Annotated in this window: 13 protein-coding genes; 9 read left to right on the top strand and 4 right to left on the bottom strand. The window is 53.4% G+C overall.

Annotated features, from left to right (window positions below):
- Window positions 1-123: 123 nt before the first annotated feature.
- Window positions 124-2,676, top strand: a complete 2,553-nt coding sequence (rnr, locus tag ACYVHB_RS05690; protein WP_461050451.1) for a ribonuclease R — start codon at window positions 124-126, stop codon at window positions 2,674-2,676.
- 83 nt (window positions 2,677-2,759) lie between these two features.
- Here rnr and ACYVHB_RS05685 read toward each other — a convergent pair whose 3' ends face one another.
- Window positions 2,760-4,892 carry a S9 family peptidase gene (locus tag ACYVHB_RS05685; protein ID WP_461050449.1) on the bottom strand — a complete coding sequence of 711 codons (2,133 nt, stop codon included), beginning with the start codon at window positions 4,890-4,892 and terminating at the stop codon, window positions 2,760-2,762.
- 48 nt (window positions 4,893-4,940) lie between these two features.
- Between ACYVHB_RS05685 and ACYVHB_RS05680 the strand changes: the two genes are divergently transcribed.
- A complete protein-coding gene (locus tag ACYVHB_RS05680; protein WP_461050447.1) occupies window positions 4,941-5,615 on the top strand; it encodes a DUF3431 domain-containing protein in 675 nt (224 codons plus the stop codon).
- Window positions 5,616-5,676: 61 nt separating this feature from the next.
- On the opposite strand, the gene rsmH is transcribed toward ACYVHB_RS05680, so the two are convergent.
- Complete coding sequence (gene rsmH / locus ACYVHB_RS05675) at window positions 5,677-6,582, bottom strand: 16S rRNA (cytosine(1402)-N(4))-methyltransferase RsmH (protein ID WP_461050446.1); 906 nt, start codon at window positions 6,580-6,582, stop codon at window positions 5,677-5,679.
- A 40-nt stretch (window positions 6,583-6,622) separates the two neighbouring features.
- Between rsmH and ACYVHB_RS05670 the strand changes: the two genes are divergently transcribed.
- From ACYVHB_RS05670 to ACYVHB_RS05655, 4 genes are all read left to right on the top strand, one after another.
- Window positions 6,623-7,891 carry a TlpA disulfide reductase family protein gene (locus tag ACYVHB_RS05670; protein ID WP_461050444.1) on the top strand — a complete coding sequence of 423 codons (1,269 nt, stop codon included), beginning with the start codon at window positions 6,623-6,625 and terminating at the stop codon, window positions 7,889-7,891.
- A gap of 75 nt (window positions 7,892-7,966) precedes the next feature.
- Window positions 7,967-8,437: a MarR family winged helix-turn-helix transcriptional regulator gene (locus ACYVHB_RS05665; RefSeq protein WP_461051025.1), complete on the top strand. Its 471-nt coding sequence runs from the start codon at window positions 7,967-7,969 to the stop codon at window positions 8,435-8,437.
- 11 nt (window positions 8,438-8,448) lie between these two features.
- Window positions 8,449-8,697, top strand: a complete 249-nt coding sequence (locus tag ACYVHB_RS05660) for a hypothetical protein (RefSeq protein WP_461050443.1) — start codon at window positions 8,449-8,451, stop codon at window positions 8,695-8,697.
- Between the two features lie 56 nt (window positions 8,698-8,753).
- Window positions 8,754-11,189 carry a 3-hydroxyacyl-CoA dehydrogenase/enoyl-CoA hydratase family protein gene (locus ACYVHB_RS05655; RefSeq protein ID WP_461050441.1) on the top strand — a complete coding sequence of 812 codons (2,436 nt, stop codon included), beginning with the start codon at window positions 8,754-8,756 and terminating at the stop codon, window positions 11,187-11,189.
- Window positions 11,190-11,300: 111 nt separating this feature from the next.
- Here ACYVHB_RS05655 and ACYVHB_RS05650 read toward each other — a convergent pair whose 3' ends face one another.
- Window positions 11,301-11,942, bottom strand: a complete 642-nt coding sequence (locus tag ACYVHB_RS05650) for a DedA family protein (RefSeq protein WP_461050440.1) — start codon at window positions 11,940-11,942, stop codon at window positions 11,301-11,303.
- An 89-nt stretch (window positions 11,943-12,031) separates the two neighbouring features.
- Window positions 12,032-13,933, bottom strand: a complete 1,902-nt coding sequence (locus ACYVHB_RS05645; protein ID WP_461050438.1) for an ABC-F family ATP-binding cassette domain-containing protein — start codon at window positions 13,931-13,933, stop codon at window positions 12,032-12,034.
- Window positions 13,934-14,086: 153 nt separating this feature from the next.
- Here ACYVHB_RS05645 and ACYVHB_RS05640 point away from each other — a divergent pair, with 153 nt between their 5' ends.
- From ACYVHB_RS05640 to ACYVHB_RS05630, 3 genes are all read left to right on the top strand, one after another.
- Window positions 14,087-15,100, top strand: a complete 1,014-nt coding sequence (locus tag ACYVHB_RS05640; protein ID WP_461050436.1) for a formylglycine-generating enzyme family protein — start codon at window positions 14,087-14,089, stop codon at window positions 15,098-15,100.
- 94 nt (window positions 15,101-15,194) lie between these two features.
- Window positions 15,195-15,668 carry a 2-amino-4-hydroxy-6-hydroxymethyldihydropteridine diphosphokinase gene (gene folK / locus ACYVHB_RS05635; protein WP_461050434.1) on the top strand — a complete coding sequence of 158 codons (474 nt, stop codon included), beginning with the start codon at window positions 15,195-15,197 and terminating at the stop codon, window positions 15,666-15,668.
- 110 nt (window positions 15,669-15,778) lie between these two features.
- Window positions 15,779-16,996: a pyridoxal phosphate-dependent aminotransferase gene (locus ACYVHB_RS05630; RefSeq protein WP_461050432.1), complete on the top strand. Its 1,218-nt coding sequence runs from the start codon at window positions 15,779-15,781 to the stop codon at window positions 16,994-16,996.
- Window positions 16,997-17,030 lie beyond the last annotated feature (34 nt).

Below are 17,030 nucleotides of genomic sequence, written 5' to 3'. Positions count from 1 at the left end.
TGCATACAGGCTACGCTCCGCTCGTGAGCCACGAGCATACTACAGATAGCGGTCCGGACATTTCCATTAATTTTTAGTCTGGATCGCTCACACAAATCACGGGTTGAAGCCTGTGAATAAAGAATGAGAAACGGAAAACCAAAACAAGATAAATACAGTCAGTCCGCGCCAGGACGGCCCGCGTCAGGCAAGCCCAACACAGGCAGCGCATCGGCGACGACTCGACCCCGCGAGAAAGGGGCAGAAAAACAGAATCGGACCGGTTCGGCACGAGTCCGGCCGATTCAGCAAACCGACTCGTTTTTGGACGAGATGAAAAACGATCTGACGGCGTTTTTCCAAATTAACGACGGCGAGTCTTTTACGCAAAAGCAGGTGCTGGACCATTTCGACACGGGCGACCGCAAAACGAAACTGCTGCTGCATGGCCTGCTGGCCGAACTTACGGACGAAGGCACCATCATCCGCCAGCCCGATGGCAGCTACCGCGCCGACGAAGCGGCTAACCTAACGGAGGGCGTAGTGGACCATGTCAACTCGAAGTTTGCCTTCGTTGTGCCCGCTACGGCCAGTGGCGTTCGGGGTGAGCGTAGCGACGACATTTGGGTATCGACCGATGACCTCAACGGAGCCGTTGATGGCGACCGGGTGCAGGTGCTGAAATATGCGGATTTGGGCAATCGCTCCCGGCGCGTGGAAGGCAAAGTCGTCAGCGTTGTTGAGCGGGGCCGCACCGAACTGGTTGGCCGGATTGAAGTATGGCCCACCTACGGCTTCGTCATTCCCGACAGCAAGAAGGTTTACGAAGATATTTTCATCCCAAAAGAGAAAATAGGCGGGGCTAATGATGACGATAAAGTCATTGTGCGGCTCACCAAGTACCCATCCGGGGGTGGCGGCAAACAACGCTTCGAGGGTGAGGTGATTACAGTACTGGGCGTGGCGGGTGACAATAACACCGAAATGCACGCTATCCTGGCGGAGTTCGGTCTGCCGATTCACTTCCCTGAAGATGTGGAGCAGGAAGCTGAAACGATCCCGACCAAAATTACAAAGCAGGAGGTGGCCAAACGGCGCGACATGCGTGGAATAACCACGTTTACTATTGACCCAGTCGATGCCAAAGATTTTGACGATGCGCTGTCGGTGCAAATGCTCGACAATGGCAACTACGAAATTGGCATTCACATTGCCGACGTAACGCATTACGTCCGGCCCGGCTCCCGGTTGGAAGATGAAGCGTTCAAACGCGCAACGTCGGTGTACTTGGTCGACCGCGTGGTGCCAATGCTGCCCGAAAAACTGTCGAATGGCCTGTGTTCGCTTCGTCCGAACGAAGACAAACTGACGTTCTCGGCGGTGTTTGAGCTTACCCCCGACGCCCGCATTGTGAACGAATGGTTTGGGCGTACCGTAATCCACTCAAATCGGCGGTTTTCGTACGAAGAAGCGCAGGACATTCTGAATAACAACAATGGTGACTACCTCGCCGAACTTCAGTTGCTGAACGAACTGGCTTTTAAACTTCGCAATGAACGGTTTAAAAGTGGAGCCATCAATTTCGACACGGTTGAGGTACGGTTTAAGTTAGATGAGAACGGTGTTCCACTATCCGTATATCCTAAGCTCCGGCAGGACACGAATAAACTCATCGAGGAGTTCATGCTGCTGGCTAACAAACGTGTGGCCGAGTATGTACACCTACTCTCGAAGAAGAACAAGAATGGCGACGAGAACACGATGGTTTACCGAGTTCACGAAGGTCCCGACGCGGACCGGCTACAGCAATTCGCCGATTTTGCCGGTCGCCTGGGCTACAAGCTGAACGTGGACGATGAGCATTTGTCCAACTCCATGAACCGGTTTATGGCCCTTATCGAAGGCAAACCCGAGGCTAACATGCTGTCACAACTGGCGGTCCGAACTATGTCGAAGGCGCGGTACAGCACCGAAGATCTGGGCCACTTTGGCCTGGCGTTCCGGCGGTACTCGCACTTTACGTCACCCATCCGTCGCTACCCGGACATGATGGCGCACCGGCTGCTGCAACATTATTTAGACAAAGGCAAACCCGAAGATCGTGACCCGCTCGAAGATCAGTGTAAACATGCATCGGCCCGCGAGAAGATGGCCACCGATGCCGAACGGGCCAGTACCAAGTACAAGCAGGTCGAATTTATGAGCCGGATGGACCCCAACCGAACGTTCGAGGGCGTTATTTCGGGCGTAACCGAATTCGGCATCTTCGTAGAGATCACCGAAAATAACTGTGAGGGTTTGGTACGGATGCAAGACCTGAGCAACGATTTTTACGAGTACGATAAAGAAAACTACCGGATCGTCGGGAGCCGGACCAAAAAGATGTACACCTTCGGAGATCAGGTGGTAGTCCGCGTGAAAGAAACCAATCTCGCCCGTCGAAGCATGGATTTCGCGCTCGTCAGCGACAAAGCCGGACACGTTACCGATTCGGGCAACGATGGCCGGTCGAGCCGGTCCGGTTCAAGTGGTCGGCGCGATGGTGGCAGCCCACGATCGGGTAGTTCGCGGTCGGGCGCTTCCGCTCGTGGTTCTTCATCGACTTCCCGCAGCACCAGCAGTGCTCCTAAACCAAAGCGCACGGAAAGTACCGCCCCCAAAGGCGAAAACCGGCGTGGTGGAAGAGGAAAGCGGTAACTGACACAGGGTCACAAATGGTGAGGGGTCAACTTTGCCAAAGTCCTGGACTTTGGCAAAGTTGACCCCTCACCATTTGTGACTTACTGCTTCTCCCCTACCAGATTTAGCATGAATGCGTATTCCAGCGCGATCTCTTTCAGCGCCTGAAACCGCCCCGACGCGCCACCGTGGCCCGCTTCCATATTCGTGTGGAGCAGAAGTTGATTATTATCGGTTTTCATGGTGCGGAGTTTGGCTACCCATTTGGCGGGCTCCCAATATTGCACCTGCGAGTCGTGCAGGCCGGTCGTTACGAGCAGGTTTGGATACGCTTTCTTCTCGACGTTGTCGTAGGGTGAGTACGACAGCATATAATCGTAGTACACCTTTTGTTTGGGGTTGCCCCACTCCTCAAACTCGCCCGTCGTGAGCGGAATGGTTTCGTCGAGCATCGTCGTCACCACGTCCACAAACGGCACGGCCGCAACCACGCCCCGGTACAATTGCGGAGCCTGATTGACAACCGCGCCCATCAGTAAACCACCCGCGCTACCACCCATCGCAAACAGCTTGTCGGCGCTGGTGTATTTGTTTTTGATAAGGTACTCTGACACGTCTACGAAGTCGTTAAACGTATTTTTCTTCTTCAGCATCTTGCCGTCTTCGTACCACCGGCGACCCATTTCCTGCCCGCCCCGGATGTGAGCAATGGCGTAGATAAAACCCCGGTCGAGCAGGCTCAGCCGCGTAGAACTAAAACCAGGGTCGGTCGAGTAGCCGTACGAACCGTACGAATATTGCAGTAACGGGGCCGAACCGTCTTTTTTGGTGCCTTTGCGGTACACAATCGACACGGGCACCTGCACCCCGTCGCGGGACGCGGCATAGACACGCTCCGACACGTAGTTGTTCTTGTCAAAACCGCCCAAAACCTCCTGTTCCTTCATCAGCGTTTTAGCCTTCGTATCCATGTTGTAGTCGAAGGTGGAGTTGGGCGTCGTTAGCGATGCGTAACTGAACCGCAGCACGTTCGTGTTGAAATCGGGGTTGTAGCCGATACCCGCGACGTAGGCCGGTTCGCCAAAATTCAGGTATTCGTCAGCTTTGTTTTTCTGGTTGATGACCCGGATATTGGTCAGGCCCGCCTTGCGTTCGCCCAGCACCAGGTGATTGGCGAACACGTCCATGTTGGCTAAGTACACGTCCGGGCGGTGAGCAATCACCTCTTTCCACGCCGTGCGGTCGGTAGTTTTGCCTTCGGGTACTTCCATAAGCCGGAAATTTTCGGCCTTCCAGTTCGTGCGGACGTAGAACTTGTCTTTGTAATGCACAATGTCGTACTCGTGGCCTTTCTCGCGGGGCAGGAACGTCGTAAACTGACCCGTCGGCCTGCTGGCTTCGAGCAGATAATATTCGGTGGCCACGCCGTTGTGGTCGGACGCGATGGTAATGTATTTCTTGGACTTTGACCGGCCCAATCCCATGTAAAACTGGTTGTCTTTTTCTTCGTATACCAGCGCGTCGGCCTTTGAACCAGTGCCCAGCGTATGACGGTAGACCTGATAACCAAGCAATGTTTGCGGATCTTTTTTGACGTAGAACAGCGTTTTGTTGTCCGTTGCCCACGCGAAACTGCCCGCTTCCGTATTCGGGATGGCTTCGGGATACAATTTGCCCGTTTTGAGGTTTTTCACCCGCAATGTGTAGAGTCGCCGACTTACGGTATCTTCCGCGAAGATTGCCAGTTCATCATTGTCCGATACTTCGTAGCCGCCAATCTGGTAGTAGTTGTGGCCCTTTGCCATGGCGTTGCCGTCGAACATGATTTCTTCGGCACCCTGCAACGAGCCTTTTTTGCGGCAGTAGATTGGGTATTCGCCCCCCGTCACGTAACGAGTGTAGTAGTAATAGGTACCTTCCTTGTACGGCACCGACTCATCCTGTTGCTTGATGCGACTTTTCAGTTCCTCAAACAACTTGTCCTGTAAGTTTTTGACGGGAGCCAGCACCTGGTCGAGATAGGCGTTTTCGGCCTTCAGGTAGTTGATAACCTCCGGATTTTCGCGCTCGTTGAGGTAGTAGTAATTGTCGATACGTTTGTCGCCATTTATAACGAGTTCTTTGGGTTTGATGGCCGCTTTGGGGGCCGCACTGGACGGTGCCATAATAGATTGTGCCTGGGTCATGCCGTATAGCGTGAGCGTGGTGATGAGGGTAAAACACGTTCGTTTCATATCGCAGTTCGTTTGTTATCTGTAAAAATAAAGGTTTTAAGTAAAACTATGATTGAACTCGTCGTTGCCCGATACACCGAAGACCTCTCCTGGCTTCGCAAACGCCCCGCTAACCTGACCGTAACCGTGTATGATAAAAGCCCCGACGCATCCGGTGGCGAACAAGTGACTGCATTGCCCAACATCGGCCGCGAAGCCCACACGTATTTGCACCACATTGTCAGCCGCTACGAGTCGCTGACCGAGTGGACGGTTTTCTGTCAGGGAAAGCCCTTCGATCACGCGTATGATTTCAAAAAAACGATGCGGGACTATGCCGCCAGTCCAACGACCATTGGCCCGTTCAAATGGCTCGGCCACCTGATCGACACCGACGATAAGCAGGGCGAACGCCTATTTCGGCCGTGGAGCAAAAACGAAGACGGGCGCGGCCTCGACCTGCGGAGCTTCCATCAGGCACTGTTCGGCACCGATGGCCCCAACAACTACACCTTCGTGCTGGGTGCGCAGTTCGCCGTTCACCGCGAGTTAATCCGTCAGCAACCACTCTCTTTTTACGAGCGGGCACTCACTGTTTCAATCACCTTTCCTGATGCCGCCCATTGTTTTGAACGTAGTTGGGACCGCGTATTCGGTGTTATTGGCATCGACGCCGACTGGCTCGCCGGGCGGCAAACGGTGTATCTCAAACCGATGAGACATCAGGTGCTGGGGCACCATTAGTACCAATTTCCCTCACCCCCGGCCCCTCTCCCATAGGGCGAGACGGTCGGCCGTTGCCGGATCAAATCTTCTCGGCGATGCGCAGTTTGGCACTCCGGGCGCGGGGGTTGCGGGCTACTTCGTCGGGCGTGGCTTCAATGGGTTTGCGCGTTACACTGCGCAACGGTTTGATCTCGTTGCCGTACAGATCCTTCTCGACCTCGCCCTGAAATTTTCCTTTATTAATAAAGTTCTTGACCAAACGGTCTTCCAATGAATGGTAAGCCATAACCACCAACCGCCCGCCCGGTCTCAGCATGTCGGGGACCTGTTCCAAAAACTCTTCCAGCGCCTGCAACTCTTCGTTAACCTCAATGCGCAACGCCTGAAACACCTGCGCCGAATACTTGTTTTCCTTGCCACGCGGAGCATACCGCTGCAATACCGCTTTCAGATCGTTGACGGTATTTATCGGTCGGTTTGAGCGGGCCGATACGATAGCAGCCGCTAAAGTTTTGGCGTTCGTCACCTCACCGTACATGCCCAGAATCCGGTGCAAATCGGTCTCGCTGTATTCATTGACAACCTGCCGGGCAGTCCGGTCGCCCTGCTGGTTCATGCGCATATCCAGATCGGCGTCGAACCGAGTCGAAAAACCGCGTTCGGGCGTGTCGATCTGGTGCGACGAAATGCCCAGGTCAGCCAGAATACCATCGATCTGCTCTACTTTATATAACCGCATGTATCGCTTGAGATTACGAAAATTCGATGCCACAAACGTCAGGCGTGGGTCATTCAACGCGGCTGCGTTCGCGCGGGCATCGGCGTCCTGATCGAAGCCAAATAACCTACCCGCAGGCAGTTGATCTAAAATTTCGCGGCTGTGCCCCCCCCCGCCGAACGTAACGTCGACGTAGATACCGCCGGTTGTAAGATTCAGTCCGTCGACACAGGCTTGCAGCAGAACAGGTTCGTGGTAATTAATCATGGAGAAACTAACCGTATGGAGTGGTCGTTATTTTTTTATCATGAAAAAAATTATCTATCTCGCAGCCTTCGGTCTGCTGTCGCTACCAACGGCCTGCTCCAGCCAGTCATCACCGGCAACGGTCAAACCGGGCACGTACCGGGCCGTTCTTAAAACCAAGGGCGGTGAGCTACCGTTTGGGTTGGCTATTCAACCAGTAGCTAACGAACCCAACACCTACAGCGTGTTTGCGCTCAACGGTAACGAACGGTTGCCCATGGACCCGGCTACGGTGCAGGGCGACTCGATTCGCATTCCGATGGCCTTATTCGAGTCGGAACTGGTGGCAAAGATAGACGGGAATACGCTCCGGGGCGAATGGCGTCGGCGACGGACGGCTCAGCAAACGCAAACCTTACCGTTTGATGCTCAGTTAGGATTAACATACCGCTTTACGCCAGATGGCAGAACTGCCAGTGCGAACCTGAGTGGCAACTGGGCGACGGATTTCGACTTCAAAACCGGGCGCGTCGACACAACCGATGCAGTGGGCGTGTTCAAACAAACAGGCAACCGCCTAACGGGTACGTTTCTGACGCCCACCGGCGATTATCGCTATTTGGAAGGAAACGTCGTAGATGATAGCCTATTTTTATCCTGCTTCGACGGGTCCCACCTATTTTTGTTCAAAGCCAAACATAACCCAACCAATCAAACACTCATGGGTGGGTTTTGGTCGGGTGTAGCGGGCTACGAATCATGGGTAGCGCGGCTCGATCCCAATGCAAAACTGCCCGATCCGGCCAAACTAACGTATCTGAAGCCGGGGGCCAAAACGCTCAACGTCTCCTTCCCCGAACCCAACCGTGGCGACGGACCGGGCAAAACCGTTTCGCTGACGGACCCACGCTTCAAAAACAAAGTGACAGTGGTGCAGATTCTGGGGTCGTGGTGCCCAAACTGCATGGACGAAACCAACTTTCTGAGTCCGTGGTATAAGCGCAACAAAAGCCGGGGGGTCGAGGTGCTGGGGCTGGCGTTCGAGCGGTCGCCGGATATGGCCGTGTCAGGGCCGAAGATCGAACGCATGAAAGAGCGGTTTAAGATCGATTACCCCGTCGTACTGGCCGGTACAAATGACAAGGCGCAGGCCAGCAAAGCCTTGCCCGATCTAAACGCCGTTGTTGCGTTCCCCACCACGATTTTCTTGGATAAAAAAGGGCAGGTGCGCCATATCCACACGGGTTTTAACGGTCCGGGCACGGGCGTTTACTACGATCAATACGTAGACGAATTCAATCGCTTAGTGGATAAGCTGCTGGCCGAATAAAACCGTATGCACGCATACTATTTTCTGAAAATATAGTAGTTTTACAGGGCCAAGATGACTAAGGCAATACCTGCCATGAAGAAAGAGAAAACCGTTGACTTTCATATAAAATGGGGCTGGCATGCCATTTCGCGCATGTATAACGCCTACGCGTCGCGCTACGACCTGACAATGGCAATTGGTTACGTGCTGCTGAATATTGACCTGGACGAAGGTACGCCTGCTACCAAAATTGGGCCGCTACTGGGTATGGAACCGCGCTCGCTGGTGCGGATGCTGAAGAGTTTGGAGGAGCGCGGCTTGATACGGCGCGAAATCGACGGAAACGACAAGCGCTTTGTACGCATCTACCTCACCGAAACCGGCCGGGAGAAGCGGGAGATGGCCCGCGAAGGCGTTATCCAGTTTAATAACATGATTCGGGAACGCATTCCGCTCGACAAGTTGGTGACGTTTATGGAAGTTATGAAGGACATCAACCGGATTGTGGAAGAAGAAAATGCCAAGATCAAAGCCGGAGAACCGGAGGAGTTGACCCTGGACTAAATCTACCAACCATGACCCTACCGCTGCCTGCTGACAAGCGTATGATGAGTTTTGAGCGTCTGATGGGTGTTGTGATCACGTTTTACCGGGCGAATCCAAAAAACTCACCCAACAAATGGACATCAGCCGCGATGAGGTTGCCGTTCAAAGTCATTCATCTGAACGATTTGATTACTGAGAAACTCGCCACCGGGCGATCCAAAGATTTGGGGGATGTAGAAGAACTAATTAAACTCAAAAATGATCGGAACACCGATTAGATGGATCCACACAGTTGCTCTTCCATCCGTCTTATCTGTATTACGTTTTTTTACTTATGGAAGCTACCTTAGAAAAACCCAAAACCACTTTGAAAAATCGGACCATCCGGCGCGTAGCCGTCCTGGGATCGGGCATTATGGGATCGCGGATTGCGGCTCACTTTGCCAATATCGGTGCCGATGTACTGCTGCTGGACATTGTTCCGAAGGAGCCGAACCCGGCCGAGCAGGCAAAAGGCCTCACTACCGATAGCCCCGCCGTACGCAACCGCATTGTCAACGACGCGTTTCAGGCAATGCTCAAAGCCAGTCCAGCATCGCTTTACAGTTCTAAATTTGCTGAGCGCGTCAAGTTGGGAAACTTCGACGATAACCTGAAGGACATTGCCGGGTACGATTGGGTAATTGAGGTTGTGGTGGAACGGTTAGACGTTAAACGATCCGTGTATGAGCGCGTTGAGCAGTTCCGCAAACCGGGAACGCTCATCACGTCCAACACGTCGGGGATTCCGATGCACCTGCTCACCGAGGGCCGGAGTGACGATTTCCGGCGCCACTTCTGCGGGACGCACTTTTTTAACCCGCCCCGCTACCTGCGGCTGCTGGAAATCATTCCCGGCCCCGATACGGACCCCGTCGTGGTGGATTTTCTGATGAATTACGGTGATTTGTACCTCGGCAAAACGACCGTACTGGGCAAAGACACACCCGGTTTTATTGCCAACCGGCTTGGTATTCAGTCGTTGATCCAAACCATCCGCGTGGCCGAAGACATGGGCCTGACGGTGGAAGAAGTCGATAAACTGACTGGTCCGGTAGCCGGTCGGCCGAAGTCGGGTACGTTCCGGCTGTCGGATGTGGTGGGGCTGGATACGACGGTTAACGTAGCGGGTAACCTTGTCAAGATGGAGCATGACGAAGCCCGGCTGTCGTTTGAGTTACCCGCATCGGTGCAGAAGCTAATGGAAAACAAGTGGCTCGGCGACAAAACCGGACAGGGCTATTACAAGAAATCCAAAGATGCCAGTGGCAAAACCGAAATCCTGGCGCTCGACCTGAAAACGTTTGAGTACAAGCCATCGCAAAAGGTAAAATTCAGTACGCTGGAAAGCACGAAAGCGATTGACAACCTGAAAAAGCGCTTTCCAGTGCTCGTGGCTGGTCAAGACAAAGCGGGTGAATTTTACCGCCGAACCTTCGCCGATGGCTTCACCTACGCTACGTACCGCATTCCTGAAATCTCCGACGAACTGTACCGCATCGACGCGGCCATTACGGCTGGTTTTGGCTGGCAGTTAGGCCTGTTCGAGACGTGGGACGCCATTGGCGTCAGGAAAGGACTGGAGATGATCGAAGCGCAGGGCCAGAAACCCGCGCCGTGGGTCTACGAAATGCTCGATGCCGGTTTCGATCAGTTCTACAAAGTTGACGGAGGCAAACGGCAGTATTACGATATTCCAACGAAGAGCTATAAAGCGATTCCGGGTGTAGAGCAATTTACAATTCTGGAAAACCTGAGCAATGGACAAGTTTGGAAAAACGCGGGGGCCGCTATCTACGACATCGGCGACGGCATCCTGAACTTAGAGTTCCGCAGCAAGATGAACACATTCGGCACGGAGGTATCCGAAGGGCTGACTAAAGCCATCAGCATGGCCGAGAAGGACTTTCGGGGTTTGGTGATCGGTAACGATTCAACGGAAGCGTTTTCGGCTGGGGCTAATCTGGGTACGCTGTTCATGTATGCCGTGGAGCAGGAGTTTGACGAGGTCAATCTAATGATTGCGCAGTTCCAGAAACTCATCATGCGCCTGCGCTATTCGGCTATTCCAGTGGTGGTAGCGCCACACACGCTCACGTTGGGCGGTGGCTGCGAAGCGGTGCTGCACGCCGACCGCGCCGTGGCCCACGCCGAAAGCTACATTGGTTTGGTTGAAGTGGGCGTTGGTCTGATTCCCGCCGGGGGTGGTACGAAAGAAATGGCAGCCCGCGCGTCGGACCTCTACCAGACGGGTGATCCGGAACTGAATATTCTGCAAAACATATTTATGAACATCGCCACGGCGAAGGTGTCAACCTCGGCGCAGGAAGCCCGTGAGATGAACTACCTGCGCGCTACGGATCAGATTGTGCTGAACCGCAGCCGACTAATTGCCGAAGCCAAACAAGCCGCCCTCGAACTGGCCGACAATGGCTATACGCAACCCAAAATGCGGACGGACATTAAAGTGCAGGGCCGAACCGGCATCGCGCTGTTCAAGGCCGGTCTGACGGCGATGCGCATGGGCCGCTACATCTCGGATCACGATATGAAAATTGCCGACAAATTAGCTTACGTTATCTGCGGGGGTGATTTAACGTCACCCCAAGTCGTGTCGGAACAGTATCTGCTTGATCTTGAACGCGAAGCATTCCTGTCGCTAACCGGCGAGAAGAAGACACTGGAGCGGATCCAGAGCCTGCTGGCAGGTGGGAAACCGGTGAGAAACTAAGAAGAGTTTAACAAGTTTGTGCGGTTTCCCTCCGGGATTCGTAGTTTGTAGTTGCTGGCTTAGTCAACGACTGCAAACTACGAATCCCGGAGGGAAACCGCACAAACTTTCTCACACCTTTTCCGCCCGCTCTTCCTTCCGGGCGTTTAAATACCCACGTATGAGTGTAAACGTGGTAATGCCGAGGAAGAAGATGACAATCCAGTGGACGTAGTTGATAATCCACGGGAAATTTTCTCCAAAATAGAATCCCCCCCCAACTAAGGTTGTTACCCAAATGGCTGCCCCCACGAGGTTATACAGCATGAAAAAGCGGAAATTCATGTGTATCAGCCCGGCCAGAATCGGCGCAAACGTGCGAACGATGGGTAAAAACCGAGCTACAATCAATGCGCTCGTACCGTATTTCTCGAACGCCACACGTGTGTTTTCAATGTATTTCTTCTTGAAAAACAGCGAGTCCTGTCGGTTTTGAATACGCCCACCAAAGTAGTGTCCCGTTAAGTAGCCGAGCAGCGACCCCAGCACGGCCGCCCCAAAAATGCACGTCATCAGCAGCCACAGCGGCACATTTAGCACTTTCGTACCCGCAAATACACCCGCCAGAAATAGCAGATAATCGCCCGGCAGGAAGAAGCCGAAGAAAATGCCGTTTTCAACGAAAATAATGAGCGTAATCAGTACCAGCCCACCCGTACGGATAATCTCCTCTGAATTGAGCAGGTATTGAAAAAAGTCGATGAGCTGGTTCATAATGTAGAATGGACGTCCACGTCCGTTCAGCCGCAAGGCTAATTTGATGTGTTATTAGCCTTGCGGCTGAACGGACGTGGACGTCCATTCTACACATACTCCGCCAGTTCGAGCCAGCGGTCAGATTTTTGAGCAACGGTTTGGTCAATCTCCTGAATTTCCCGCGCCCAGGCTGTTAGCTGTTCGTGGTGCCCTCCGCCGTTGAGTAGACCCGTAATTTCGGTTTTGCGTTGCTCCAGTATCTCAATTTCGGTTTCAAGCGTTTCATATTCACGAATCTCTTTAAACGACAATTTTTTCTTAGATCCGTTCACATTTACGTTCGCCGGTGTTGAGTTAACCTTAGGGGTGGGGGTTTGGTTCTGAAGGATCGTACCAGCGGGTCGGTTGTCAGCGCGTCCGTCAGTGCGAGGTTTAGAATCACGCCACTCACGGTAGTCGGTGTAATTACCCGGAAAATCGCGCACTTTGCCTTCGCCTTCCAGTACAAAAACATGCTCCACAAGCCGATCCATAAAGTACCGGTCGTGGGTCACGATCAGGACGCAGCCCGCAAAGTTGAGCAGAAAGTCTTCCAGTACATTCAGTGTCATAATGTCGAGGTCGTTGGTCGGCTCGTCAAGGATCAGAAAGTTCGGGTTCTGCACTAACACCAGTAACAACTGCAACCGCCGTTTTTCGCCCCCGCTCAATTTGGCAACAAAGTCGTATTGCTTCGGCCGGTCGAACAGAAACCGGCTCAGCAGTTGCGTAGCCGTGATGGTATCGCCGTTAGCGAGTTTCATTACTTCGGCCACATCCTGCACAACATCAATAACGCGCTGATTTTCGGGTAAATCCAGTTCTGTTTGGGTGTAATAACCAAATTTGACCGTGCCGCCCGTTATGATCTTGCCTGAATCGGGACGCAGTTCGCCGGTGAGCATGTTCATAAGTGTAGTTTTACCCATGCCGTTCTTCCCAATCAACCCCACGCGGTCAGGGCGCTTGAACGTGTAGGTGAAATGATCGAGCAGCACCTTGTCACCGAACCGTTTGCTCAGGTTCTCAACCTCTAATATTTTACTGCCGAGCCGAGCCATGCGCAGGTTCAGGTCGAGGTCGCCGTCAGATTTCTTACCATTCGTTTTTTCTTTCAGATCTTCAAATGCGTCAATACGGTACTGCGCCTTGGTGCTCCGGGCTTTGGGTTGCCGACGCATCCATTCCAACTCACGCCGGAACGTGTTGCGGTCTTTGGCCAGTTCCGACGCAGCCGCCGTTTCACGTTCTTCCTTTTTTTCCAGAAAATAAGCGTAGTTGCCTTTATAGGTATACAACTGCCCATTGTCCATCTCGGCGATTTGGTTGCAGACCCGGTCCAGAAAATACCGGTCGTGCGATACCATCAGTAGCGTACCGTTGCTGGTCGTCAGAAAGTTTTCCAGATACTCGATAGCTTCGAGATCGAGGTGGTTGGTCGGCTCATCCAGAATAATCAGATCAGGATCCTGAATCAGCACCCGCGCCAGAGCCACCCGTTTACGTTGCCCACCCGACAGCGAACTAACCCGCTGCTCAATGTCCTGAATACCCAGCTCGCCCAGCATCTGCCGGATTTGCGCTTCGTAATCCCAGGCTTCGAGCTTTTCCATGTCGGCCATGGCGCGTTCAAGCCCAGCATGATTTTCGCTGGACAGTGCCATTTCGTAAGCCCGCACGGCATCGAGTTGAGCGCTTTCGCCCGCCAGCACGGCCTCCATTACGGTTAGCGCGTCGTTGAATTCCGGTTGCTGATCGAGGTAGCCAATACTGATGTCTTTGCGCACACTGACAAGACCGGCATCGGGCGGCATAGTCCCGGCTAAAATGGATAACAACGTAGTTTTGCCGGAGCCATTAGCGCCAACAATAGCGATTTTGTCGCCCCGGCTAATGCCAAAGGTAAGGTTGCGAAACAGCGTACGGTCGCCGTAGGATTTAGTTAAATTTTCGGCTGATAAGTAATTCATACTAACTAACCCTGTAAGATCCTGGACGGGGGTGCCCGGCCCTTGCAGGTGTGGGTGGTGGTTTTGTGTGCTTTTACAAAGGTACAACAAAGGAAATCGTTCGTACTTTTACCTTTAAAGGCGTACTAAGCTCCTTCTCTTAATCAACCAATAATGCACCTGAACCGTTTCCTGATGGCGGTTGTCCTCACGACCACAACGGCAACCTGCACAATTGCTCAAACGACAACGCCCGCTAAATCCTATACCCAGACGATTCCCGGCAGTAATCAGACTTACGCGATGGTAGCTATTCCGGGCGGCAAGTTTCTAATGGGCAGCTTACCCGATGAAAAAGGCCATATGCCCGACGAGTCACCAAAGCACAGCGTTACGGTCGAGCCTTTTTACATGGGCCAATATGAAGTAACGTGGGACTTGTATGACCTGTTTGCCTTCACCAACATGGAAAAAGAGATGGCAGCGAAGTATACGGAGGCCGACGCGAACCTGACCAAAACCGACGCGACTACACGACCCAGCCCCCCTTATGTCGATATGTCATTCGGAATGGGGCGGGCGGGCTATCCAGCCATCAACATGACCCAGTACGCAGCGATCAAGTTCTGCGCCTGGCTCCACGCCAAAACGGGCGTGTTTTACCGCCTGCCGACCGAAGCCGAGTGGGAATACGCCTGCCGAGGCACTGGCCCAAACGCCACGCTGGCTTACTCATTTGGCAACGATGTGAAAAAGTTAGGCGAATACGCGGTGTTTACCGGCAACAGCGGGGGCGGGTATAAGAAGGTCGGCACCAAAAAGCCTAACTCATTCGGGCTGTACGACATGCACGGCAACGTAATGGAATGGACGAAAGACCAGTATATTGAAGACTATTACAAGCAGAAAGCTACCGGAAAAGTTACCGAACCGTACGCGCCCACGACAACCCTTTACCCCAACGCTGTGCGGGGCGGCTCGTGGGACGACGAACCGGCAGTGCTGCGTTCAGCCGCCCGGACGCCCTCGGCCCCGGCCTGGAAAGTCCTCGACCCGCAAAGCCCCAAATCCGACTGGTGGCTAACGTCGGCTTCGTTCGTCGGCTTCCGCATTGTAAGGCCCGTCAAAACGCCAACTGAGGACGACATTAAAGCGTATTATGACATCAAGCCAATCAAAGACTATTAATAAAGAGCGAATGAGTGAAAGAGTGGCTGTGCTTTGTCGTCAGCATCTTTCACGCTTTCACGCTTTCACTCATTTGCTCTTTCACTCTTTATCTATGCTCTATCTTCTGCTCGGCGCGAACCTCAACGACCGCGCTCAAGCGCTGCGTCGGGCTACGAGTCTGATTGCTGAGCGTGTCGGAGAAGTAATGAAGCAGTCGGGATTGTACGAAACAGCGCCATGGGGCATCACCAGCCAACCAGCGTTTTTGAATCAGGTGCTGGCCGTTGAAACGATGCTGGCACCGGAGGCTGTGCTCGTCCAAACGCAGGAAATTGAGCAGGAACTCGGTCGCGTTCGGCAGGAAAAGTGGGGCGCACGGGTTATCGACATCGACATTCTGTATCATAGCCAGTTAGTTGTGACCACTGAAACGCTCATCATTCCGCATCCGCATCTTCATCAGCGCCGGTTCACGCTCGTGCCACTGGCCGAAATCGCACCCGATTTTGAGCATCCTATTTTACGGAAGACGACAATTAATTTACTGGCCGAGTGTACCGACGCTGGCAAGGTCATCGCGGTATGAATCCGTTTTAAGTTCGCTAATAGCTTCGCCCTTGCACTCAAAAGGTTTTACCTTTGTGCCGGGCCGCCGGAGCGGTCAGTTTGTTGTCATTTCATAAAAACCACCCTGCTATGCCTGCCACGCTCGACACCGTGCGTTTGTTAGCCGACCGCATCAATGCGCTGGAAGAATCGTCCACACTGGCGATGACCAAAAAAGCCCGCGAATTAGCCGCGCAGGGCCATAACGTAATCAGTCTGAGTGTGGGTGAGCCTGACTTTAAAACCCCCGCTCACATCTGCGATGCCGCTAAAAAAGCTATCGACGATGGTTTTCACGGCTACTCCCCCGTAGCTGGTTATCCCGACCTGCGCAAAGCCATCGCCGACAAATTCAAGCGCGACAACAACATCGACTGGAAACCGGAAAACATCGTTGTGTCGACGGGAGCTAAGCATTCGTTAGCTAATGTGATTCAGGTGCTGATTAACCCCGGCGACGAGGTACTGATTTTTTCTCCGTATTGGGTTAGCTATTCCGAAATGGTGAAGCTCGCGGAGGGCAAGGCGGTTGTGGTAGATGGTTCGTTCGAGAATAATTTTAAAGTAACACCCGAACAGTTCGAGGCCGCCATCACGGATCGTACCCGTATTGTGATGTACGCGTCGCCCAACAACCCGACCGGCTCAATCTATTCCGAAGCCGAGCTTCGCGCCATTGCCGACATCGTGGCCCGCCATGAGAACATTTATGTGCTGGCCGACGAAATCTACGAATACATTAATTTCACGCCCGAAGGCCATTTCAGCATGGGATCAATTCCTGAAGTAGCTGATCGGGTCATCACGGTCAACGGTGTGGCGAAAGGCTATGCCATGACCGGCTGGCGCATTGGCTACATTGGTGCGGCTAAGTGGATTGCCGAAGGCGTTGAGAAATTGCAGGGGCAGGTAACGTCTGGCACCAACTCCATCGCCCAAAAAGCTACCGTAGCAGCTCTGAACGGCCCAATGGAGCCAAGTTTGGACATGGCCAAAGCGTACCACCGTCGGCGCGACTTGGTTGTAGGCCTGTTGCACGAGGTTCCGGGCTTCCGCACCAACATTCCCGAAGGTGCTTTCTATGCGTTTCCCGACATCAGCTATTACTATGGCAAATCAGATGGCACAACGACGATAGGGAACTCCGACGATTTTGCGGGCTGGCTCCTCAACACGGCCTACGTTTCAACGGTAGCCGGATCGGGTTTTGGTGCACCTAACTGTCTGCGCATTAGCACGGCCGCTTCGGACGAGGCCCTGACCGAAGCCGTGCAACGCATCAAAGACGCAGTGGCGACGTTGAAGTGAAAAGAGTGGTAAGCCGCCCGTGCGGTCATAAATA

The sequence above is a fragment of the Spirosoma arcticum genome (assembly GCF_054779955.1).
This window is presented reverse-complemented; position numbering and strand designations above follow the sequence as displayed.

Bases quoted from the DNA above. Each gene is read 5' to 3' on its own strand.
- rnr (WP_461050451.1), top strand. From the start codon at position 124: ATGAGAAACGGAAAACCAAAACAAGATAAATACAGTCAGTCCGCGCCA.
- ACYVHB_RS05680 (WP_461050447.1), top strand. From the start codon at position 4,941: ATGATTGAACTCGTCGTTGCCCGATACACCGAAGACCTCTCCTGGCTT.
- ACYVHB_RS05630 (WP_461050432.1), top strand. From the start codon at position 15,779: ATGCCTGCCACGCTCGACACCGTGCGTTTGTTAGCCGACCGCATCAAT.
- ACYVHB_RS05640 (WP_461050436.1), top strand. From the start codon at position 14,087: ATGCACCTGAACCGTTTCCTGATGGCGGTTGTCCTCACGACCACAACG.
- ACYVHB_RS05655 (WP_461050441.1), top strand. From the start codon at position 8,754: ATGGAAGCTACCTTAGAAAAACCCAAAACCACTTTGAAAAATCGGACC.
- folK (WP_461050434.1), top strand. From the start codon at position 15,195: ATGCTCTATCTTCTGCTCGGCGCGAACCTCAACGACCGCGCTCAAGCG.
- ACYVHB_RS05685 (WP_461050449.1), bottom strand. From the start codon at position 4,892: ATGAAACGAACGTGTTTTACCCTCATCACCACGCTCACGCTATACGGC.
- ACYVHB_RS05665 (WP_461051025.1), top strand. From the start codon at position 7,967: ATGAAGAAAGAGAAAACCGTTGACTTTCATATAAAATGGGGCTGGCAT.
- rsmH (WP_461050446.1), bottom strand. From the start codon at position 6,582: ATGATTAATTACCACGAACCTGTTCTGCTGCAAGCCTGTGTCGACGGA.
- ACYVHB_RS05670 (WP_461050444.1), top strand. From the start codon at position 6,623: ATGAAAAAAATTATCTATCTCGCAGCCTTCGGTCTGCTGTCGCTACCA.
- ACYVHB_RS05650 (WP_461050440.1), bottom strand. From the start codon at position 11,942: ATGAACCAGCTCATCGACTTTTTTCAATACCTGCTCAATTCAGAGGAG.
- ACYVHB_RS05645 (WP_461050438.1), bottom strand. From the start codon at position 13,933: ATGAATTACTTATCAGCCGAAAATTTAACTAAATCCTACGGCGACCGT.
- ACYVHB_RS05660 (WP_461050443.1), top strand. From the start codon at position 8,449: ATGACCCTACCGCTGCCTGCTGACAAGCGTATGATGAGTTTTGAGCGT.